Origin of the sequence: Psychrobacillus sp. FSL K6-4615 (genome assembly GCF_038008225.1) — a bacterium.
Taxonomy (GTDB): Bacteria; Bacillota; Bacilli; order Bacillales_A; family Planococcaceae; genus Psychrobacillus; species Psychrobacillus psychrotolerans.
In genome coordinates this window covers 760,382-783,987 of the sequence record NZ_JBBOYQ010000001.1, presented here as the reverse complement: position 1 = coordinate 783,987, position 23,606 = coordinate 760,382, and the positions used below count along the sequence as shown (strand labels likewise).

At 38.5% G+C, this 23,606-nt stretch carries 20 protein-coding genes; 3 read left to right on the top strand and 17 right to left on the bottom strand.

The features are described from left to right. Positions 1-52: 52 nt before the first annotated feature. The 17 genes from MKX53_RS03735 to MKX53_RS03655 form a co-directional block, all read right to left on the bottom strand. Positions 53-1,318 (bottom strand): PTS ascorbate transporter subunit IIC, encoded by a 1,266-nt coding sequence (locus tag MKX53_RS03735; RefSeq protein ID WP_340909206.1) that lies wholly within the window; start codon positions 1,316-1,318, stop codon positions 53-55. A gap of 12 nt (positions 1,319-1,330) precedes the next feature. Continuing rightward, on the bottom strand, positions 1,331-1,600 hold the full coding sequence (locus MKX53_RS03730) for a PTS sugar transporter subunit IIB (RefSeq protein ID WP_340909204.1): 270 nt from the start codon (positions 1,598-1,600) through the stop codon (positions 1,331-1,333). Continuing rightward, positions 1,597-2,049, bottom strand: a complete 453-nt coding sequence (locus tag MKX53_RS03725) for a PTS sugar transporter subunit IIA (protein WP_340909202.1) — start codon at positions 2,047-2,049, stop codon at positions 1,597-1,599. Before MKX53_RS03725 ends, MKX53_RS03730 begins: the two co-directional genes overlap by 4 nt. Before the next feature lie 200 nt (positions 2,050-2,249). Then, complete coding sequence (locus tag MKX53_RS03720) at positions 2,250-3,314, bottom strand: alpha/beta fold hydrolase (RefSeq protein ID WP_340909199.1); 1,065 nt, start codon at positions 3,312-3,314, stop codon at positions 2,250-2,252. Positions 3,315-3,471: 157 nt separating this feature from the next. Continuing rightward, positions 3,472-4,416 carry a bile acid:sodium symporter family protein gene (locus MKX53_RS03715; protein ID WP_340909197.1) on the bottom strand — a complete coding sequence of 315 codons (945 nt, stop codon included), beginning with the start codon at positions 4,414-4,416 and terminating at the stop codon, positions 3,472-3,474. A gap of 161 nt (positions 4,417-4,577) precedes the next feature. Next, positions 4,578-4,877 (bottom strand): Zn-ribbon domain-containing OB-fold protein, encoded by a 300-nt coding sequence (locus MKX53_RS03710; RefSeq protein WP_340761606.1) that lies wholly within the window; start codon positions 4,875-4,877, stop codon positions 4,578-4,580. A 4-nt stretch (positions 4,878-4,881) separates the two neighbouring features. Further along, positions 4,882-6,015, bottom strand: a complete 1,134-nt coding sequence (locus MKX53_RS03705; protein ID WP_340909194.1) for a thiolase C-terminal domain-containing protein — start codon at positions 6,013-6,015, stop codon at positions 4,882-4,884. A 2-nt stretch (positions 6,016-6,017) separates the two neighbouring features. Beyond that, positions 6,018-7,493: a class I adenylate-forming enzyme family protein gene (locus tag MKX53_RS03700; RefSeq protein ID WP_340909192.1), complete on the bottom strand. Its 1,476-nt coding sequence runs from the start codon at positions 7,491-7,493 to the stop codon at positions 6,018-6,020. Next, positions 7,494-7,976 carry a PPC domain-containing DNA-binding protein gene (locus tag MKX53_RS03695; RefSeq protein WP_340909190.1) on the bottom strand — a complete coding sequence of 161 codons (483 nt, stop codon included), beginning with the start codon at positions 7,974-7,976 and terminating at the stop codon, positions 7,494-7,496. Beyond that, on the bottom strand, positions 7,969-8,715 hold the full coding sequence (locus MKX53_RS03690; protein ID WP_340909188.1) for an SDR family NAD(P)-dependent oxidoreductase: 747 nt from the start codon (positions 8,713-8,715) through the stop codon (positions 7,969-7,971). The genes MKX53_RS03695 and MKX53_RS03690 overlap by 8 nt, the downstream gene beginning before the upstream one ends. Before the next feature lie 15 nt (positions 8,716-8,730). Further along, entirely contained in the window at positions 8,731-10,053 is a 1,323-nt protein-coding gene (locus tag MKX53_RS03685; RefSeq protein WP_340909187.1) for a TRAP transporter large permease, read from the bottom strand. After that, on the bottom strand, positions 10,050-10,544 hold the full coding sequence (locus MKX53_RS03680; protein WP_340909185.1) for a TRAP transporter small permease: 495 nt from the start codon (positions 10,542-10,544) through the stop codon (positions 10,050-10,052). The genes MKX53_RS03685 and MKX53_RS03680 overlap by 4 nt, the downstream gene beginning before the upstream one ends. 12 nt (positions 10,545-10,556) lie before the next feature. Further along, entirely contained in the window at positions 10,557-11,570 is a 1,014-nt protein-coding gene (locus MKX53_RS03675) for a DctP family TRAP transporter solute-binding subunit (RefSeq protein ID WP_340909182.1), read from the bottom strand. A 4-nt stretch (positions 11,571-11,574) separates the two neighbouring features. Further along, entirely contained in the window at positions 11,575-12,882 is a 1,308-nt protein-coding gene (locus MKX53_RS03670) for a (Fe-S)-binding protein (RefSeq protein ID WP_340909179.1), read from the bottom strand. Beyond that, complete coding sequence (locus tag MKX53_RS03665) at positions 12,875-14,284, bottom strand: FAD-binding oxidoreductase (RefSeq protein ID WP_340909177.1); 1,410 nt, start codon at positions 14,282-14,284, stop codon at positions 12,875-12,877. Before MKX53_RS03665 ends, MKX53_RS03670 begins: the two co-directional genes overlap by 8 nt. A gap of 281 nt (positions 14,285-14,565) precedes the next feature. Further along, positions 14,566-15,648 (bottom strand): CdaR family transcriptional regulator, encoded by a 1,083-nt coding sequence (locus MKX53_RS03660; RefSeq protein ID WP_340909174.1) that lies wholly within the window; start codon positions 15,646-15,648, stop codon positions 14,566-14,568. 250 nt (positions 15,649-15,898) lie between these two features. Continuing rightward, positions 15,899-18,493, bottom strand: coding sequence for a bifunctional 2',3'-cyclic-nucleotide 2'-phosphodiesterase/3'-nucleotidase (locus MKX53_RS03655; protein WP_340909170.1), 2,595 nt, complete (start codon positions 18,491-18,493; stop codon positions 15,899-15,901). An 827-nt stretch (positions 18,494-19,320) separates the two neighbouring features. Between MKX53_RS03655 and MKX53_RS03650 the strand changes: the two genes are divergently transcribed. The 3 genes from MKX53_RS03650 to MKX53_RS03640 are packed head-to-tail and all read left to right on the top strand — an operon-like array spanning position 19,321 to position 23,578. Next, positions 19,321-21,543 carry an EAL domain-containing protein gene (locus MKX53_RS03650; RefSeq protein WP_340909168.1) on the top strand — a complete coding sequence of 741 codons (2,223 nt, stop codon included), beginning with the start codon at positions 19,321-19,323 and terminating at the stop codon, positions 21,541-21,543. Positions 21,544-21,567: 24 nt separating this feature from the next. Continuing rightward, the gene (locus MKX53_RS03645; RefSeq protein ID WP_340909165.1) at positions 21,568-23,202 is read left to right on the top strand and encodes a thiamine pyrophosphate-binding protein; all 1,635 of its coding nucleotides are present in this window, start codon (positions 21,568-21,570) and stop codon (positions 23,200-23,202) included. 1 nt (position 23,203) lies between these two features. Further along, positions 23,204-23,578 carry a carboxymuconolactone decarboxylase family protein gene (locus MKX53_RS03640; RefSeq protein WP_340909162.1) on the top strand — a complete coding sequence of 125 codons (375 nt, stop codon included), beginning with the start codon at positions 23,204-23,206 and terminating at the stop codon, positions 23,576-23,578. The last annotated feature ends 28 nt before the right edge of the window (positions 23,579-23,606 follow it).

The following is a 23,606-nucleotide window of genomic DNA, read 5'->3' as shown; positions in this document are numbered from 1 at the left end:
CTCATAAAATTAGGTAACCCTCTCCCAATCGAAAGAAGGCTACCTTTAAATTTTAGTTAAATAGACTTGCAATGTATCCAATAATAATACCGATTACACCAAAATCAGAATCACCAAATGTTGTATTAGCAAAACCAAGTTCTCCTAACACAGGTAGTAAAAACGCTGGCAAGAAGCTGATTAAAACACCATTTACAAATCCACCTGCAGCAGCACCAATTCGACCGCCTGTTGCATTACCAAATACTCCCGCACCCGCTCCAGTAAAGAAATGAGGAACAAGACCCGGAATGATCAGAGGCAATGACAATACACCTAACAACGCCATACTAATAAGCCCTCCAGCAAAACTGAAAAGGAACCCAATCATTACAGCAGTTGGAGCATATGGGAATACTATTGGTATATCTAGTGCAGGTTTTGCCCCCGGAACAAGCTTATCTGCAATACCTTTAAATGCTGGTACGATTTCATTTAGAATCATACGGACTCCGAGTAAAATAATACTTAACCCAGCAGCGAACATAATACCTTGCATAATACTGAACATAATATAGTTTTGGTCTCCAGAGAAATTAGACACCACATCAGAACCTGCTAGAACCGCTAAAATGATGAAAATAGCTACCATTGTTAAAGCAGTAGTGATCAATGAATCCTTCAAAAATGACCATTTCTCAGAGATTTTAATATCCTCAGTGGATTTTGATTTATTGCCAAACCATTTCCCAATAAAGCCGGCAGCAATATAACCAAACGTCCCAAAGTGACCAATCGCAATATCGTCATTTCCAGTAACTTGCCTCATAAACGGTTGACCAAGTGCAGGCATAGCTACCATGAAAAACCCTAATAATAAAGAACCTACAATAACCAAAATAGCTCCATCCATCCCAGTAGTTCCTAACACAGCAGACAACAAAGCCGCCATAAAGAATGTATGATGTCCCGTTAAAAAGATATACTTCCATGGCGTAAAACGGGCAAATAATATATTTGCAATAAATCCAAATCCCATTATAAGTGCTGTTTCCGTACCGAACATTTGCTGAGCAATAGCAACAATCGCTTCATTATTCGGTATAACCCCTTGAATATGGAAAGCTTCATCAATAATTCCACCTAACGAATCTAAAGAACCTACAATGACCCCTGCACCAGCACCCAGTATAAGGAAACCAATAATACTTTTAAGAGTCCCAGACATCACTTTCGTCGCAGCGGCACGCTGAGCAACGAGTCCGATAAATACCATTAAACCAACCAACACAGCAGGAATGCTTAAAATTTCATTCATTAAGAATTCAAAAAAAGCCATACTCTATCCCCCTTATGTGTTTAATACTGACTCCAATGCACCTCTTACTTCATTTAAATCCGCAATATTTTTCACACTAACAACCTTTACTTTTCCTCCCTCCAATTGTTTAGCGAATTCTTCATTAGTGAATATAAAATCTGCAAATATACTTGATGCTGTAGTAAAATCGGCAGTCTCTACATCCGCTGTAATACCTTTTTCCTTTAATATTTTTTCAATTGTCATTTTTAACATCATGCTAGATCCAAAACCCATTCCACAGACTGCTAGTATTTTCACGACTCATGCTCCTCTTTTTCATTGAATAAACGAAGAATTTCATTATACCTAGTTGCATTTTTTAAACGCTCAATAGACTTTGCTTGAGAAATCACCTCCGCAACTTTTTGTAAAATGTCAATATGAGACTTACTATTTAAAGCAGCCAAGCCTATTAATACCTTAAATTTTTTGCCGTTTTCAAATGCGATTTCCTCTTTTAAAACGACAACACTAATACCTTCTTGAATCACGCCATCTTCCGGACGTGCATGAGGCATTGCAACACTAGGTGCTATTAGAATGTATGGGCCAAGCTCATGTATATTGCTGATCATTGCCTCCACATAAGTTGTTTCCACTTTTCCCGTTTGCACAAGTAAATCTCCACAAATACGTACAGCATCCTCCCAATCTGTTGCTGTTATATTAAGCAAAATTGCTTGTTTGTCAAGTATTTTACGATTCAATATATTTTCCCCTTTGTTGCTTTTTGTACTATATGCTCGTTCAAGTTTGAACATGATATGCTGTCCCTGTGTAAGAAACAATTTGCAATTGTTTCTTACACAGGGACAGCTTAATTTAATTTCCATACAAATTAGCCCTCAAGAAGTAAATTCCTGAGGGCTAATTTAATAGAATTGTTTCTTACACAGGGACAAAAAAATCAAACTGGTTCTACCACATTGATAGACAAAAGTTCATTTAAATAATTATCTATTTGTCTATGGTAATCCGCTCCATCTACTCCAGAAAGACCGAAATGACCGCAAACACTATTAACTATTTTTAACTCACTGTTTGGAATCATTTTTTGCTCAGTTTCACAATCTCTAACTGTAAAAAACATATCTTCGCTAATAGGCATAACAAACACTTTTGCTTGTATTCGCCCAAGTGCTTCCTCCAAACTGCCTCCTGTATTTCGACTGACGTCGCCACGTTGCCATTTCCAACCCATTGTAAGTAATGAATTAGGATCCAAACTTTCATATAAAGGGTGTAGAAATTCATTGATGAATTCTTCTACATTATTCATATCAAATAATGTCCACTTTTCTTGTTTATAGAACTCCGTACTCAGTCCTAACACAGCCCAAATATTCGCATGCCTTTTTAAACCATCTGAAACTTCTAAATGAGAAGAATAATTTCCATCCTTCCAACCTGGGTCTGACGTAATTGCATCATTTAATGTTTTGGTAAATAAAAAATCATGCACTGTATTTTTGGCAGTCCCCGCAATTGGCGCTGCTCGTTTGACCATTTCTGGATAGCGAACCGCCCATTCATACGTCTGTTGTGCACCCATCGATGCCCCAACAACTAAAGCAATTTCTTCAATCCCATACTTTTCGGTAATGAATTTATGTTGTGCCCGCACATCATCCCCAATTCTAACGTTCGGAAAGTTCGCCATCGAAATAGGATCCAGGCTATTATGAGGAGAACTGGAAACCCCATTTCCAATCTGATTAATGACTATGATGAAGTATTCACTAGGATTTAAGGCTCTATCTATACCAATATAAGATTCATAATCTTTACTTGTCCCAGAAAACCAAGTAGGAATGACTATTACATTATTTTTTGCACTGTTTAACTCACCGTGCGTGGTATATGCCAACTTCAAATTTGGAATAATACCGCCATCTTCCAATTTAAAATCTCCTAAATTATAAATCTCGTAAGGTCCTACATTTTCTTGCGAATAAAAGTCATTTGTAATCATTAACAGATTCCGCCCTTCTACTTCATCATTTAGTTCCAGGTGACTGATTGAATAATGTATATCTATATTAATCTTAGATTTGAAGGACTTTCGAGTCAATGACTAGTACTGTCGAAAAAACATTGTCCCTGTGTATGAAACAATTGCCAATTGGTTCTTACACAGGGACCAAAACAGCATTCTTCTTTGCAAAATAATTTGACATAATAGCCCCCAAAGTCAAATTGATTACCATATTTACAACTGCAGGTACAGCAGCGAGTGAGCTTACATGCTCTAATGCCAGGGTAGCTGCAAGTGCCGTATTGCAAATACCAGTTTGAAATAAAATGGAACGTGCCGCAGCTTCTCCTACATTAAATAATTTTGATAAATAATAGCCACCAAACATTGGAATGGCAACCTGAAGGAAAACCGCAAAGCCAATGAGCGGCAGTAAATGCAAATTCTCCTGTAGGGATGACTGTGCACTCGAGATAACTGAAACAATAATTAAAAATAAGGCTAGCTGAGAAAGAATAGATGTATAAGGTTTCATACGATTAACAGTATGGCTAAATTTCCACTGTAAAAAAACACCTAAAAATAATGGAATAAAAACAATATAAATTATATTTAAAAAAATGGACCAAAACTTAATAGGAATAAGCTGACCAGCAAATAGCTGTGTTAAAGAAGGTGTGAGAATCGGAGATATAATAGTATCTAAAGTGGCCATCGTAATACTTAACGCTACATCTCCGCCCGCTATGAAGGAAAATAAATTAGCGGATGTTCCACTTGGTACTGTTCCAGATAAAATAACTCCAATAGCTACTTCGGGGTAGTTCCCAAAAAAAAGATAAGCTACACCAATAGAAACTCCAACCATTACTGTCCACTTGAGGGCTATTCCAATAAGTGCATTTTTAGGATGTTTAATAGCAGCGATAAGCTGTGATGTGGCCAGTTGCATTCCCATTAACAAAAAAATTGCCCCGAGACCAAATCCCGTCCAACCACGAAACACTCGAAAAGCTTCCGGGAAGAAATAGGCAATACAAGCTAGCACAACAATCCAAATAGGTAAAAAACGTGAAATAAATGAAGCAATAATTTTCATTCGAACACACCATCCCATATTAAACTGAACGATTTTTCCTAACTAACAGGGTATCGCTAATACTATAAACTTAACGTTTTTCACAAACTACTACGAAAAGTACAAGCGTCTAACATTATTCCATTCTCCTAAAAAACCTGTGCTAAAAAGCACAGGTTAGTTTACACTTTTTTATAAAGATAGGCTCCAGCTTCTACTCGATCCAATTCCACAGAATCCCCAATAGCTATATCACCCATTAAACGTCCAGTAACTTTTGCAGTTGTATCCATTAACTGAACTAACACCACGTTGTATGGAGCAATTGCTGCAAACTCAACAGGAGGAATATGAATTTTAGTGAAACTATATATTGTTCCATGATCAGAAACCTCGTGCTCTTGTATATCGGAAGTGCCGCAACTTGGACAGTAAATTCGTTTTACAACTGTGTCATGCCCACAACAAGAATATACCTTCATGTAATCACACCCTCTCCAAGATATGAACAGCTGAGTACGAACCTGTTCCACCTAAATTTTGTGCGAGTGCGATTCTTGCACCCTTTACCTGATTTGGAGCAGTACCATTAAGTTGGTGAACAAGTTGATAAATTTGCGAAAGTCCTGTCGCTCCGATTGGATGTCCGCGAGAAAGTAATCCTCCGCTTGTATTGACTGGTTTTTTACCTCCTGGTTTCGTGTGCCCGGCTTTCACTGCTTTCCAACCCTCGAGTCTTGGGAAAAATCCTAGTTCCTCTATAGCGATAATTTCTGTCATAGAGAAACAATCATGAATTTCAATAACATCAATATCCTCTGGACCTAAGCCTGCCTTTTCATACGCTCTTCTTCCAGATTCCCCAATTGCAGGTATAGATAGTAATTCCGCTGCATCCTGCATTTGTGTAGGGCCTGATACGAGTGCAGATGCACGTACATGGATACCACTAGGTTTCCTCGAAATGACTACTGCTGCCGCTCCATCTGTCATTGGAGAGCAATCGAACAGTCCCAAAGGCTCAGTAATAAGGCGTGCGTTCATAATTTCTTCGATGGATGTTGCTTTCTGGAATTGAGCAAGTGGATTATTAAGTGCATTTTCACGATTTTTCAATGCGACCATCGCTAAATGTTCCTTAGTTGCGCCAGTTTCATGGAAATATCGATGGGCAAGTACGCCGAAAAATCCAGGGAATGTAAGACCAGCATGTTTTTCATTTGAATCAGTATCCATAGCGGCATTAATAGCTTGTGTTACATCTGGAGTATTTGCATGCTTCATCTTCTCAACACCAGCTACAAGAACTGTATCGTATTCTCCACTCATTACACCAAGTATTCCTTGACGGAGTGCTATTCCCCCTGATGCGCATGCACCCTCTACCTTAGCCGTCGGAATATAGCCAAGTCCTAGATCGTTTGCTACTATTGCTCCTAAAATTTCTTGATTACTCATGCTTCCTCCAAGAAAATTACCTACAAATACTGCATCTATTTTAGGTCTACCCGCTGCTTCTAGTGCTTCACGACTAGCATCTAACAACAAACTTTTTAAGGTTTTGTCCGAATGGTTTCCGAATTTTGTCATTCCCACACCGTGTATATATGTTTTTGTCATCGTTACACTCCCACATGTTGTGACTTCAATTCACGTTTTAATATTTTTCCATATGAACTCTTAGGTAATGAGTCTATAATGTGTATTTCCTTCGGTTTTTTAAAACTTGCTAAATGATCCATGCACAAATCTATTAATTCACTTTCTTCGACTCTAGCTGTTCCATTTAATACTACATAAGCAACGATATTCTCTCCCCACTTATCATCTTCAACACCTATTACACAGGTTTCTTTCACACCTGGGTGGAGATTTAAAACTTCTTCTACTTCTCGGGGATATATATTAACTCCGCCAGATATAATGACGTCTTTCTTACGATCGACGATATGTAAAAATCCTAATGCATCTCGCCATCCTAGATCTCCTGTATATAACCAGCCATCTACGAGCGTTTCATCTGTTGCTTTTTTATTGTTCCAATACCCCTTCATGACTAGTGAACCTTTACAAATAATTTCACCGACCTCGCCGTGTGGTACTTCCTCATTTGCATCGTTGACAATTTTCATATCCACAAAGGGGCCAATTTTCCCACATGACTCAAGTCTATTTGGAAGTTCATGACGTGGCATCATTGTGATGCACATAGGAGCCTCTACCTGTCCATAAGTTTCTACAAATATTGTTCCTGCCTTATCCAGTGCTTCCTTAAGCTTAGCCGAAGCAATTGGAGAGCCAGCCATATTAATAGATTTAAGCGTTTCAAGTTTAGATGTATCGAAAGCAGGATCTTGGATCATCAGATTAACCATAGTCGGCACCATGAAGATAATGCTTACTTGATCTTCCTTTAAATGATTCAAAAATTGGTCTGATTCAAATTTATCGTAAACAACCTGAGTTAAACCGTATAGCCAGGCAACGTGACTTAGAAAATTACTTCCATGTGTTAGGGGGGCAACATGGCCAATGATATCCGAATAATCTACATTACAAACCTGCGACAATGAGAGGGAACCAGCGATCATATTGCGGTGACTCAACATTACACCCTTAGGACTTCCGGTTGTACCAGATGTATACATAATAGCAAATATATCATCTTCATCTACCTGCTCCAAAAAGACGTGTCCATAATGTTCTTCAATTACCTTTTCATACTGTTCACCCATAGTTAGCTGGGGAACATTTCCACTAAGTGTAGACAAGAGCTGTTCTTCTCCAATTAGCAGAGAGACTGTTGCATCATCAACCATATAGTCCAATTCCTTGAAATGTAGGCGGTAATTTAGGGGCACCTTTATAATTCCTGCATGTGCAAGTGCTATATCCAATTCAATATGCTCTACTCGATTTTTCATCAATACCGCTACACGATCTCCCTTTTGAATATTCTGCGCATGAAAATAAGAAGATAAAGCGAGCGTTCTTTTTTTGAACTCCTCAAAGGAAAATGACCGATCCTTGTCCTTTACTGCAATCTTATGCGGATTGGCATCTGCAGCCTTTAAAGCTAACTTACTAATTGTCTCCAATTAAATCCCACCTTTCGAAAACTGAAATACTGGCATCCCCCAGATCTCATCTTCTTTCCGTTGCATTTCTACGCCTTTTACTGGGAAAATAATATATTCAATCGTTACAGCTACCGGGTTTTCATCTTCTAAAAAGTGTCCCCCACTAATCACAGAATCGCAGTCAACAAATACTCCATGCATATGGATATCTGGGTTACCTTGTTCATCGAATCCGACAAAGCCCGTGGCAGATAACAATTCCACAGGGGAATGAGTTTGCTTTTTGGCAGAATATTTTATACGCCCTTGCGTCCCATCACGCTCTACCTGAACGTAGGAGGCATGTTGCAAAGAGCCAATGCATTGAAAGTGAGCTGCCGTTACACTATGCTCCCGGCAAATTGCTTTAATACCTCTAAACAAATCTATATCTTTTGTTAGACGACCTACTATTCTCTGGGTTGCTGTGTCATAGACTGATTGAAGAGGAGTCTTAACCAATGCTGTAACCTCCATCCACTTTCAATACTTGCGAAGTTGAGTAACTAGCCGCTCTGGAGACAAAATATAATACTGCCTCTGCGATATCATCCGGAGTCCCCATACGATCAATTACCTGATCGGAGGTATCATAGGCAACTCCTGCTGTAATTCCTGTAGCCACAGCACCCGGCGCTACAGAGTTACATGTAATTCCATACTTCCCTACTTCTTTGGCAATCCATTTTGTTAGAGCGATAACCCCACCCTTAGAAGCAGAATAAGCTGGACCAGATCGTCCATTCTTTTCTCCACCAGAAACGACTCCGCCATTTATTCCAGAGATGGAACTTATATTAACAATGCGTCCGTAATTGGCATCCCGCATATGTGGGTACACACATGCCTGGCTAAATAAGAAGGTCGCTTTTAAATTGGTATCTAAATCACGATTCCACATGTCGACAGTCATATCTTCCAAATCTAGTCGACTACATGTACCTGCATTATTTACTAAAATGTGTATCTCTCCAAATTTTTCTATTGTCCGTGCAACAGTCGCTTGGACAAAATCTTGATCTCGAATGTCCCCTAAACACTCTAAGTAAACAGATTCGCCTAACTGGGCAATTGTTTTTTCACATGAATTTAAGTCGACAAGAACGACGTTAGCCCCTTCATTTGCAAGCTGGATAGCAACAGCCTGACCAATTCCACTAGCTGCACCAGTGATAATAGCTACTTCTTTTGAAAATTCCATCCCTTATATCCCCCTTTATTTTACATTCATTAAATCAGGTAAAAACGTTGAAATAGCTGGAACAAATGTAATGAACATTAGTACGATAATGGCTGCTACTATAAATGGAAGTACTCCTTTGGATATGCCAATAATATTCGTCTTGGATATCCCTGCCGCTACGTAAAGATTAAGTCCTACTGGTGGTGTAAATAGACCAATAGCAAGATTTACTGTCATAAATACACCAAATACGGTTGGATCCATGTCGATGAAAAGCATAATTGGCAATAGTATAGGTACGAATATATAATAGGCTGAAATGGCATCGATAAATGCACCTGCGATTAAAAGCAATACATTGATTAATAAAAGAATGATAACAGGATTGCTAGAGATCGATAATATCAAATCACTCATATCTCGAGCAATTTGCTCTGTTGTAATTATGTAAGCAAACACTGAAGCAGCACTAACAATAATCATGACAACTGCTGTTTGAAGTGAAGCATCTACAAAAATACGATACATACTCTTGAAGAGATTATGCCTTAATACAAACAGTCCTACGATTAAACCATAGACAACCGCTACTACAGCAGCTTCAGTTGGAGTGAAAAATCCACCGTAGATTCCACCTAAGATGATGAAAGGTATAAATAGTCCTGGCAATGCCCTTACAAAAGCTTGCCATCTTTCTTTACCAGTCGCTTTTCGCACAACAGTCTCATCAGGTTGAAAAGTTCCTTTTTTCACTTCTTTACGGCGCACATAATATGCAGCTACAATAAATGCTAGCCCCATAAGCAATCCGGGAATGACACCTGCTAAAAACAGACGATTAATCGTAATAGGAATCTGATCCCCTGCTACCACAGCAAATACAATGAAGGCAATACTAGGAGGAATAACGATACCAATTGCACCCGAGCTTGCTACCAACGCTCCAGCTGTTTCTTTAGTGAAACCACTTCTAACCATTGCCGGTATGAGAATACCACCAATTGCTGCAACGGTAGCTGGACCAGAACCTGATATAGCGGCAAAGAAAACAGCTACTAATACAGTCACAAGAACAATTCCGCCTTTACGATGTCCAACCATAGCCTGTGCGAATTCTATTAATCTTCTGGAAATTCCTACATGATCCATAATTACCCCAGCTAATATAAAGAAAGGAATTGCCAGTAACGTAAATTTCGCTACACTCGTATACATAATATCCGTTACTGCTTCTAAACCGTACAAACCACTTGACGACACTAATACGATCAAGGATGAAATTCCAAGTGAAACAGCAATTGGAACACGAAGGAAAATCAATACAAAGAATGCTCCAAATAACAGTAAGGCTATCATAGTACCTCTCCTTCCTTAATTGTGGGTGTCGGTTCCTTGAGCTGCCATTCCTGCCAGCCAACCTGGATTGTTCGTACGATACATAATATTGCTCCTATTGGAAGGGATAATGTCATTACCCACGTTGGCCATCCAAGTGCAGGTGTTTTTTGCCCCATTTCTACTTGGAATAAAATCGTCTGAATACCATACCAGAATAAAACTCCAAACAGAACTAGTGCTGCAATTGTTGAAATGGCAATCATACTACGTTTCACACCTTTTCCACCCAAGTCATAAAGAAGGGTAAAGCCAAGGTGTGAGTAATTACGCACACCCATAGCCGTACCTACAAAGGTAAGAAGGACGAAGAGATTGATAGTCAATTCCTCTGTAAATGACAGAGAAACCTGACCAAAGTTTCTAGAAATAATATTAGCAAAGGCAATAATTGTCATTGCTAAGAGTGCTAGAACTAGAATAATTTCTTCTATTTTATCAAGGATTCTCATCCAATTACCTCCTTATCTCTTTTGGAAAGCTTCAAGTAACTCAGCGCCCCAAATGTCTTTATATTTATCATATAGCGGCTGTACCGATTCTTTAAATGCAGCAAGTTCTTCTTCTGTTGGTTCGTATAATTGCATGCCACTTGCTTTTAACTCTTCAATTTGAGTTGCCGCTTTTTCACGCGCTTGCTCCACTTGATATGCTGCTGCTTCTTTTCCTAAACGATCAAAAAGCTCTTTATCCGAATCACTTAACGAATCGTACAACTTTTTGTTCATTCCTAGCACTAGTGGATCATATGAGTAGTTCCACATTGTCATATAATCTTGTACTTCATTTAACTTTGATGAATAAATAACATCTATCGGATTTTCCTGACCATCGATTGTTCCTTGTTGCAATGCCGTAAATACTTCAGAGAACGTCATTGTTACAGGATCGGTACCCAGTTCTCGGTATAGATCGGTATACATCGTTATTCCAGGAATTCGTAGTTTCAATCCTTTAATATCCTCAGGACCTTTTACCTCCCGTACACTATTAGTTAGTTGACGGAAACCATTTTCCCCAAACCCTAAAGCTTGCACTCCTTTTTCAGACAATACTTCTTTCAGTTGCTCCCCACCGTCACCGTTGAATACTTTATCTACCTCGTCTAAATTGTTAAATAGAAACGGTGCAGATGCGACACCGAAACGATCATCCAAGATGGAATAGATAATCGTTGAGTTGAAAGTTAGATCAATCGTCCCTTTAGAAAGACCCTCTACCGCTTTACCAGAATCTCCTCCAGATAATTGCTCATTTGCATATAGTTCTAGATTAATACGTCCGTCAGTTTCTTCTTCTAAATCCTTTTTTAACTTTTCCGCTGCTTCATACCAAGTAGAAGAGTCAGAAACCGTCACTGACATTTTCAAGTTATATTCCTTGTCCTCTGCAGACGATTCCTCTCCACTACATGCTCCTAAAAGTAGAACTGCTGATAACCCGATTGTTGTAAAAATGGAACGTTTTGATTTCTTCATTTCCTTACACCCCTTTTTTATAGTTGATCATTGATTCAAATAAAAAATCAACGATATGTACAGCCTCCATTTGCTCCGATAAACCTTCTTTTTCAATACCAACCTTCATTTGTAGTAAACAGCCTGGATTGGAGGTCACGATTTTCATCGGTGCCACCTCTATCACCCCTTTCATTTTTTGTTTAAGTATTTGAGCAGACATTTCAGGTTGTAATATATTATAAATGCCTGCGGAACCACAGCAGCCTGCTGCGTTTGGCATTTCCTGGAATTTATAACCAGGTGCTGCTTGTAGTAATGCGCGTGGCTCCCTCCAAACTCCATTCACATTGCGTAAATGACAGGAGTCCTGATATGTAACAATTGCGGAAGAGTCATTATTATTTTGTGGAAGCTTTTCAAGCAATCCTAACTTAACTAATAAAGATGAAATATCAATAATTTTTTTAGAAAATCTCGCTGCTTCTTCTGTCCCGAGGAGTTTCCCATATTCACTCAGAAATGCTCCACAGCCTCCAGCATTTTGTACGATAAAATCATAGTCATTATGATTGAATGCTCGTATATTTTTCTTGGCATTATGCTTTGCTTTCGGCACTTCGCCACTATGGCCATGAAGTGCACCACAACATTGTTGGCCAGGGGGTATCTCTACTTCCACATCCAACATATTTAATAGTTCAATCGTTCGCTGATTAGTTTGTTGGAACATAGTTTCCATAAGGCAGCCTGTGAAAAAGGCAACTTTTGTGGAAAGAGCTGTTGTTTCCCTTTTAGGCTTTTTCAGCGCAATTTTTGGCAATACAGCCTCCATCTCTTTAAGCTGCGTGGAGAAAAGATCCATAAAGCCAATTTTACGAGCTACTTTTTGTATACCTGTTGCTTGATACAAAGCAATCAGCTTTACTGTTCCAGCCATAACCTTCTGATCTGCAAACAACCCATCAAACGTTACTTTTCTAATAACCTTTTCTTTCAAACTAGTAGGTTTTGCTTCCTGAATGGCATGTCGCGTCTCCTCTATTAATGTCCCATATTGGACGCCTGCCGGACAGGCCGGCTCACAAGCACGACAACCTAGACAGACATCAAAGGCTTCCTCTACGGATCCGTCCCACTTCACAACACCATCTCTTACAGCTTTCATCAAAGCGATTCGTCCTCGAGGGGAGTGTGTTTCGTCTTGCCCAGTCATAATATAAGTAGGACAGGCAGGCAAACAGAATCCACATCTCATACAATCCATTAACAAATCCTCTTGCACATGCTCCTGAAAGCTTTCTTGCATCCGCCCTGCGAGTAGGCTAGCCATATTGCAGCACCACCCTTGGTTTCGTTGACTTGGCAAATAACTTACCTGGATTGCATATATTGTTCGGGTCAATCGCTTGTTTAATAGATTTCATAAGCGAAATACCTTCTGGCCCTATCTTCCATTCCAGGTACGGGGATTTCATTTCTCCTACACCATGTTCTCCGGTTATCGTCCCACCAAGTGCAATGGCAGCTTCAAATATTTCAGCAAAGGCAGCATCTACTCTTTGCATTTCTTCTTCATCCCGTATATCCGTTAAGCAGGTCGGATGCAAGTTGCCATCTCCTGCATGACCAAATGTATAGATTTCCACATCGTGTCTCTCTGCAATTCTTTGAATCTCACGAACCATTTCCGCTATTTCAGAACGCGGAACGGTCGCATCCTCTAAAATCGTAGTCGGTCGTTTCCGTGCAAGTGCTGATAGGGCACTTCGTCTTCCAGCTTTTAATCGAAGTGCTTCTTCCGTGGAGTTTGCAATTGCAGTAGAGGTAGCCCCATTCTGTTTTGCAATTTCAATCATTTTGGTAACATCAGAACTTACAGTTTCTGTTGCACCATCCTGTTCCATTAATAGCATTGCTTCTGCGTCAGTTGGCAAGCCAAGACTCATGAATAATTCCACTGCGTCCATTGTTCCTCTGTCCATAAACTCCAGTGTTGCCGGTATAATTTTGGCAGCTATAATTTCCGAAACAGTGGCAGCAGCAGCTTCTAGTGAGTGAAAATAGGCAATCCCTGTCTTCTGTGTCTGTGGTAGTGGTATTAGTTTTAGAGTTATTTCTGTAATAACTCCTAAAGTCCCCTCTGCTCCAACAAGTAAAGAAGTAAGATCATATCCAGCTACATCCTTTGCCAATTTACCACCTGTTTTAATAATGTCCCCGTTTGGTAATACAGCTTTCAGTCCCATGACATAGTCCTTCGTTACCCCATACTTGAGCCCACGAAGACCACCTGAGTTTTCACTTACATTCCCTCCAATTGTGGAAATTTTCATACTGCTCGGATCAGGTGGATAAAATAACCCTCTTTCTTCTACATAATTACAAAGATCCAACGTAATAACTCCTGGCTGTACATCAATACACAAATTTGCTTCATCAAAATCTATTATTTGGTTCATTCGATTAAAAAGAAGTACAATTCCTCCACTACTGGGCACAGTACCTGCTGCTAAATTCGTACCGGAACCACGTGGCACTATTGGAATCATATACTTTTGGCAGACAAGCATAATTTGTTGAATTTCTTCTGTAGAAGTGGGTGACACAACAGCATCCGGTACTGACTGGAAACCAGCCGCTGCATCATAGCTATAGCTTGTAAGATGTGCAGCAGATGTCTTCAAATTTGCATCTCCCACAATACTTCTAATTTCTTCCATCCACAGCAACATGTATTGCCTCCTCTAGTAACCTTTGATAGCGCTTACAATAATTCTACAAAACTATTAATTATTTTAAAATGTCCAATAATCCAATAATTCGGAATATACAGATGTTTATTTTTGTCCATTTGGACAAAGAAAAATATCTACTAGTTTGTTAGGTATACACCTAATTAATAATTTTCCTATGTTAAAAATTATGCGAAGAACAAGGAACACAAATAAACCATGAATCGAAATTCATGGTTATTGATCTACATTATGGATTTAATCTAGCATGGTTTATGGGATTAAATTCGTTTATAAAGCCTATACGCAGTATAAATCTCTGCAAGATGGGCACGATTAGACAATTGCATTGAAAGCAAACTTTCAATTTTGGTCAACCGATATTTTAGTGTGTTTTTATGTATAAATAATTTATCTGCAATTTCCTGTAGACTTCCATTGTCATTAAAATAAATGTCCAATGTATCTAAAAGCTCCGAATCCTCTAAAATAGGCTTTATCGTTCTGCTCAAAAAAGTACGGATACTCTCATCCGAAAGATCATAATATAGAAGTTCCAACTTGAGGTCTTCCTCAAAAATGATTTTCAACTGCCGAATCGAAATATTAATTGCGGTCTGCGCCTGTAAAAAAGATGCTTTCAATTCTCCTTGCTGACCTACTCCAATAGGTTGAAAGTCTTTGTATACCTTCTTTAAACGTAGCTCCATCTTCTCAAAGGCTAAAACCAGATGATTTTTCTCGACCTCTGGGATAAAGAAGATTAATTGCCCTAACCCAGACCGGACAATCATTAAGTCTGGATGAATCGTTTGGTTATTTCTTAGACGCTCTACTACCTCTTTATCAATATACTGGCTCCCCTGTAAAATCGCTATGCGGCAAAAATTCTCAATGGGAAACCCCAATAATTTTGCTTTTTTCTTCGTTTCTATTTCAGATAGCTCCTTTAAAAAATAATCCGAGACGAAATACTCCAGTTCCCTAACAGATCGCTCTCTTTGTTGACGAGACAAAAAGTCAGTTACAAAAAGTTCAACTACCTTTCGCACGAGCTTTGCATACTTTTCTACTGTTTTAGGGGTACCTGTTATCCCAATAACGCCAATAGCCTTCTCTTCAATAACGATCGGCATAACCATCCCAGGCCGAACACCTCTGAGCTCTTTACTCATCTCTTCTGTCATATGTAACTGTTTAAGACTTTTAATCGATATGGAAGCCCCTTCATGAAACGTATTTAATCGCTGAGGATCTGTACTAGCTATGATGAATCCTGTGCGATCTGTTACTAAAACACTTTGGTCTATAAGCGTAGAGAGCTCCTCCACAATTTGCTGCCCTAAAACCTCTAAGTCAAACATTGTCAACTCCCCCATTGCTATTAAATTACTATCCTATATATTGCATACTAGAGTAATAGTATAATAGCACAAATTTTTCATAAAATATTTAGAATTCAAAGAATACTTACAAGTTATCAGAATTGTTCTTTACACAGGGCCATTCATGATATTCTGCTCCTTAGATGGACATAAAAAAACACACCCTCCAGAGAAAACCTAGAGAGTGTGCATACTACAGTTAAATATCAGAAATGTGTGCTACACAGGGTCACTTAATAGAATACTTCCCAAACCCATCCGTACCTTCACCTACATACTTAATATTGCCGTTAGCAGGGATAACTTTTTCTGCTTGTTTAGAGGATTCGAATACGATTGTTGCGTTTGCTGGTAGTGCAGCAAATTTCCAATTGCCATCTGCAGATGGATCGATTGTTTTCTCTGCAAGAATGTAGTCGATAATTGTTTGACGGTTTTCATCTGGGTAGATTTCGATTGCTGTTGCATTTCGTACGCCTGGGAATGTTCCATTTGCACGGTAGTTATTTGTTGCAACGATGAATTCTTGTTTTAAGTCAATTGGTTTACCATCATACTGTAAATTTGTAATACGTGATGATTTGTTATTTACTAGATTTCCATCTGCATCGTATTTTGCTGGTTTCGTCACATCAATTTCGTATGTTACCCCATCAATTACGTCATAGTTGTATGAGCGGAAATCTGTATTGATCAGCTGTTGGTCGCCAGTTTTAGTTGCATCGATTTGGTTAAATTGGCCTGCAGACATTTCCAACCATTCTTTCACATCTGCTCCAGTTACTTTAACCGTTGCTACAGTGTTGTCGTATAAATATAAGTCAGCTACGTTTTTAATTGCTAGCTCGCCTTTTGGTACATATGTGTAGTACTCAGGATCACTTCTTGTTCCTGCTTTAAATGGCGCGCCTGCAGAAAGGACTGGCAATTTCTCATTAGCTGTACCTTTTAGTTTTGCTTTTACGTACTCCGTTTGTGCATTTGTTACGATTTGAATCGATGGATCGTCTTGTACTTGTGAGAAGTAACTATGAATATCAGCTGTAGTTGTTCCTACTGCTTGACGTACATATTTAATCGTTCCTTCATGTGCTTCTTTTACAGCGTTTACAACTGTTTTATCAACATCCGTTGAATCTTTAGCGATATTGCGAACTTCCGCTTTAGATTTTGTTACATTCCATTCATTTCCTTTTTTCTCTAAAGTTAAGTCAATTACACCTAAATGACTACCAAATTTACCAGGCATTACAACTGGAACACCATTAATCGTGCCATTTTCGATATCCACATTAGTTAAAGATGCATCCACTTTACCAGGGAATACTTGGTGTGCATGTCCTGTAATAATTGCATCTACGCCTTCAACTTTCGTCAGAAGATACGTAACATCCTCTTCGCCAACCTCATGCTTTGTATCTCCAAGGCCAGAGTGGGAAAGAACTACAACTACGTCTGCTCCTGCTTTTTTCATTTCAGGAATGATAGCTTGTACTGCTTGTACAGAATCTTGTACTTTTACTTTTCCTTCTAGATGAGATTTATCCCATTTCAGGATTTGTGGAGGTACAATACCAGTTACACCAACTTTGATCGTTGATTTATCGCCTTCTGCATCCACCACTTCTTGGTCTATCAATGTGTATGGAGTATACAATAGTTTCCCAGTTTTAGCGTCTTGCACATTCGCATTCACATACGGGAAGTTTGCATCATCCATTACTTCATCTAAATAATCCAGACCGTAGTTAAATTCATGGTTTCCAAAAGTTGCACCGTCATACCCTAATAATTCCATCGCAGTTACAGATGGATGTTCTTCCCCATCTACTAATTTATCTACAGCTTGCTTGTACGAACCAAGTGGAGTTCCTTGAATTGCATCGCCGTTATCGAATAGTAACGTACTGCTATTTTCCGCACGTGCTGTTTTGATAAGTGTTGCTGTTTTCGCAAGACCTAAACTATTTGACTCTGTATCTTTGTAATAATCATAGTTTACGATATTTGTATGAATATCAGAAGTGCCTAAAATACGTAATGACACCGCATCTTTTGAACTTGAATCTGCTCCTGATGCTTTCATAACTGCTTCTAACTTTTTCAATAAATCTTCAACCATTGGGTATGAAGTCGCTGTTGGTAGTCTATCCAATAAAGGCGTAATTGTATCGATTACCTTCTTCGCCTCGGCTTTTTTGCCAGTAGCTAATAATTTCTCTGCTTGGACAATCTTCATATAAACAGTTACAGGAACCATCAACTGATCACGCTTCGTGTTTGCAGGTTCTTTATATTGATCTAACAACAAATCTCTCGCTGCTTTTCCACTAAAACGATAAAGAATAGATGTACGACTCTTCAGTTGAACAGACAATTTATGATACAAAGTCTCAACCTTCGACCAATCCTTTGCAGCTTCTGCTTTTTTAATATCACTCATGATTGGATTTAAGTATTTATCCGCATAGTTATAAGCATCAATGTAAGGAATAATTCCTTTTGTTACACGCTCATTATATAGATCGTTTAAATCTTTTAACAATGCAGATTTATTTTTCGCATTAGACTTCGTTATAGCAGCCTTCGCTTTTACGTAATTATCTTTAGCTTTGTTAAGTGCTGGATATAACTCTTTGCTAGTAGCAAGTTTGCCACCTTGAGCAGGAACAACATATGCATAAGCTGCATTTTTCATATCTTTTCTCGCTTGATCCACTACATCTTGCATCGAACTACTCGCAGCACTTACATTCGTACCAGCCAATAAAGACGTGACTAAAGCCGCAGCTACTACTGATTTCTTAAACGTGTACTTCTTCATCTTTTCACTCCTATTTAAATAAATTGTTTTCTCCCAATTTTTACTTTATAAGCCCCTCCCTAACGATAGTCCAACAAACCACCCATGGCAATGAGAATATTGTAATAATTTTGTAAAAAGAAAAAGGGGAATTTTACACACATAGTTATTTTTCTTTTTTTTTTAAGTATTTCCTATAAATATTAGTAATTTGAATAGTATCTCTTATCATTGACACGAACTGACAAATAGGCATCTGAATGTATATTCAGATGCCACACCTGTTTAATTATTGAGTTCAGATAACTTTTTTTGCATACTTCTATCCTTATAATATTTCTTTAAAATGGCTCAAATGTATTAAGTTAAATGCTTAAGGATTTTAATCTTAATGGTCTTGGTGATATCCATTCATTGTTATAATAAAATCTTTGTATATTTGTTTTCACTTTTTGAATGGTTTTGCACTTGCTTCGTACTATTTATAAGTCGCGCATTACCAATGTTTAGTGCAAAGGTAGTAACATCTTTCCCTTGGGATACCTCCGACCAAACTGTGTATAGAACAATCCATTTGGTGATGAGAAGGATTGATCCTTTTATATCACCTCATACTTGTGACTATTATTTAAATTATCAGAATAGTTTGTGATATGAATGTAATTCAGTTGAATTAAACTATGTTTTAGAGTAAAGTATTTATGATTGGGAATTCTTTCTACAGGTTATTTCGTAGCAGTCTTAACCTTTGTAGGAGCGGATTCTTTTTTTCGTTATTTTATATCAAAAACTACGCACCTTTCTGAAAAGAGGGTATACATAGGTAAGAAATTTTATAGGAGGAGAATATGAATACTACAGAGCCATACTACATTACAGAGTCTAGGAGAATCTGCAAGATTGCTGGGATGGATCCAAACGAGGTATCTAGACCAAAGACTTTTTTAAGCGAAGTGGCTTTTGAACAGAAGCGAAAATCGTATAGTGAAATATTATCAGTGGTTAGCTTTTTCTCCAATAAGTTACTGGATTCCTTAAAAGGGACTCCGATACTGGTTGTCGTTTCGGATGCTTCAGGGTATTTGCTTGAAATTGAAGGCGACGAAACGATTAAGTCTACTATTGAACAATTTGGTATTAAGCCTGGTAGCCTATTCATCCAAGAAGAGACGGGTACTAATGTTATAAGCCTGACTTTGCAGCAAAGACATCCGATTAGTCTGATAGGAGAACAACATTATCATACCTTTCTTCAAGAAATAGCTTGCTACGGTACTACATTCAACTATACAGATGACAATGACTTACTCGGTAGCGTGTGCATCATGATGCCTATCCAGTTTCAAAATGAGCTGTTTTTATCAATGCTCAGCCAGTCCGTTGACTCAATCGAAAGAGAACTCTTGTTGAGAAAACAAAACAAAAAACTTAATATTATGAATCAGATTATGTTAAGTAGAACTAGAAACGGCATTGTTATTACGGATGAAAGAGGAATTACAACCGAGTTTAATAATTTCGCCCAAAAGATTTCAAGGAACAGTAGAGAATCGGTCGTGGGAAGAAACATTTTAGAATCCCATTTAACTGGAAGATATTTCAAAGAAGTATTAGAACAGGGAAAAATATTTAAAAATGAAGAAATAAAGTTTGAAGATGATGCGGGTAAACTAGTAGTTTGCTTATTCGATGCACAACCCATTTATGAGGATGACAAAATGATTGGTGCCTTTGGTCAGTTTAGAGACATTTCAGATCGATACACATTGCAGGAGCAATATAATTATTTAGCCTTTCACGATGATCTAACAAATCTGCCAAACAGACGATATATGAATAAGGAAATAGAATCCATTATTAAAGAATTAAGTACAGATCGCCACAAGTCCTTAGCACTCCTATATATCGACTTGGATCGTTTTAAAATCATCAATGATAACTTTAGCCATTCCTACGGCGATAAGTTATTAATCGAGGTAAGCACTCGTTTAAGTGGTTGCCTAGCGGAAAATGAAATGCTTGCTCGAATGGGTGGCGATGAATTTATTTTCCTATTGCAAGATTTTATGAATACAGAATATGTCACTACAAAAGCGGAAGAGATACTCCAGCTCTTACTACAACCATTTCTTGTGGACGGCAAGGAACTATATACGACTGCTAGCATTGGAGTTGCCATATATCCCGACTATCCAATTACAATGGAACAACTGATGGTCTATGCGGATAATGCAATGTATCAGGCAAAATCGCAAGGGAAAAATCGTTATGTCGTGCATACATCTGAATTATTAGATGCAATGTTGGATGACTATATGCTTGAGGTGGATTTAAGAGGAGCATTAGAGAAAAATGAGTTTGTTCTCCACTACCAACCCCAGATTAATAATAAAACTGGTCAGTTAATTGGATTTGAAGCATTAATACGCTGGCAGCACCCAACATTCGGCCAAATACCTCCAGACAAGTTTATCAAACTCGCAGAAGAAAACGGGCTGATTACTCAAATTGGAGAGTGGGTCATTGATGAGGCCTGTAAGCAAAACAAAAAATGGCAAGACGCTGGAATGACACCTGTGAAAGTATCCATTAATTTATCTACGCAACAATTTCTAACTAGAAATCTCATTACTTATATGGAAGAGGTACTAGAACGAACAGGTATAGATCCGGCTTATGTGGTCGTAGAAATTACGGAGTATATGGCGATGGAATACGAATACTCTATCCACGTATTAGAGCAGTTGAAAGCACTTGGTATCGGTATTAGTATTGATGATTTTGGGACAGGTTATAGTTCGCTTAATTACCTAAAAAACTTTCCAATCGATTATATTAAAATCGATAAATCATTCATCAGTGAAATTATGAACAACGAAAAAGATACTGTCATTATTAAGGCAATTATATCCTTAGCACATAATCTTCATAAGGAAGTTATTGCTGAAGGTGTGGAAACAAAGGAACAGCTAGAATTCCTGAAAACCCATCAATGTGATATTTCGCAAGGATATTTCTTTAGTAAACCCCTTCCTGCAGACGAGATTGAGAGAATTTATTTAGAAAAATAATGATCTTAAAGGGAGAATGAAACCATGAAAACAACATCATCGGTGTTAGTAGCAAATTTTAAGCATTGGGGAATTCATCATATTTTCGGCATTCCTGGAAAAGCCATATCCCCTATTCTTTTCGAGATATTAAATCATGATATGGAATTTGTATTAAGTAAGCACGAAGCAGCCGCAGGTTTTGAAGCTGCTGGCTACGCCTTGATGAATCAAAAAATTGGAGTTGCGGTGGGCACGTCTGGTCCTGGCGGTACTAATCTGCTCACCGCTGCTGGCCAGGCAAAAGCCTCTAATCTCCCTTTATTAATCATTACTGGACACCCTTCGATGAAGGATACCGGAAAAGCAATGGGACAGGATTCTAGTATATTTGGTGCAGACCTAGTGGACATGTTCAAATCTATCACGAAGTTTAGCGCTCGGGTAGAACGTGGAGATATGCTGCAGTCATTCTTGCTGCATGCACTAGAAAAAGCAGTATCTGGTGTAAAAGGTCCTGTACACCTGTCGATTGCATTTGATATTTTGTTAGATCAGATTGAACCGTTCTTGCTAGATTTACCGGAATCGCATGCAATGATTTCCCCTAAAACGAGCGTTGTAATAGATAAACTAAGCATGGCAAAGCGTCCTCTTCTCTTTTTAGGAAAAGGTGTTCATTCTAGTAAAGCCTACACAGAAGTCCAGCATCTTGCCGAGTATTGGAATATCCCTGTCATTACCACGCCCGGTGGGAAAGGATCATTCCCTACCAATCATAAGCTATCCTTAGGTGCTTTCGGATTAGGTGGAACAGAAGAAGCTACGGCATTTGTAAAAGAAAAAGTGGACCTTATGCTTGTCATTGGTTCACAGCTAAGTGATATGTCTATCGCTGGATTATCGGAAGCGATGTATCCAGAGCACCTTATTCACTTTGATTATGATCAAACCTTTATCGGTAAATCGATACAAGTGCCGACTACTCCTATACTTGGTGATATAAAAGCTAACCTGACAGCAATATTAAAAGATATACCAAAAACAAATAGTGAAGCATTCTTAAAGCCGATCAACGATATCTTGCTGCAGGAAAATAACCCTGGTGAACGAATGTCTGCTATCCAAGCATTACGCTCGATGCGATACGCACTTCCCAGCGATGCAATTGTTTTCGGAGATGATGGAAGCCATTCTTTTTACGGCATCAAATATTTTGACATATATAAGCCAGGTACTTTCTTCTTTGATGATATATTCGGAGCAATGGGTAACGGAATTGGCTATTCCATTGGCGCGAAACTTGCAGCCCCGGAAGAAACGATTGTATGTCTAGTTGGAGACGGATGTATGTTCATGCATGGCACGGAACTTTCAACAGCTTTCAATTATAACTCCGCGGTATTGTTCATCGTACTAAATAATGGACGCTTAGATATGGTGGAAAAAGGTATGCAAAAAATGATTGGTACGTCTATTGGTGGTGTTTATGAAACTCCGCTGAATGTAGCACGTTTTGCCGAATCTATGGGACTCGAAGCATTTACCTGCCTCAATCCTTATGAGCTAACCGATAAAATTGCAGAAGCATTACATAAGATTGATCAAACAAGCAAACCGATTGTCATTGAAGTATTAGTAGATGAAAACGAAATACCACCAACCATGGGGAGGCAATAATATGGATAGCAATAAACGGTACGAGGCCGGTATAAATGCAATGGAGGAACTATTTTCGCAAGACGTACGTAATGGCATGGAAGGCATCAAAAATATTTCACCCGATCTGTGGAACATGATCGTATCATTTGGCTTTGGAGACCTTTATTCTAGAAATACCCTCTCCCATGCACAACGGGAAATCATCACACTCACTAGTCTGATCACCCAAGGAGCTTTCGATCAACTAAGAGTTCACTTACAAGCAGCCTTAAATGTAGGACTAACAAAAGAAGAAATTATCGAAATCATCCTCCACTGTACTGGATACGTAGGCTTTCCAAAAGCAGTTCATGCAATGGGTATTGCTGGAGAAGTATTTAAGGAAAATGAATAATAAAATTCATAAAAAAGAAGAAAGCGCA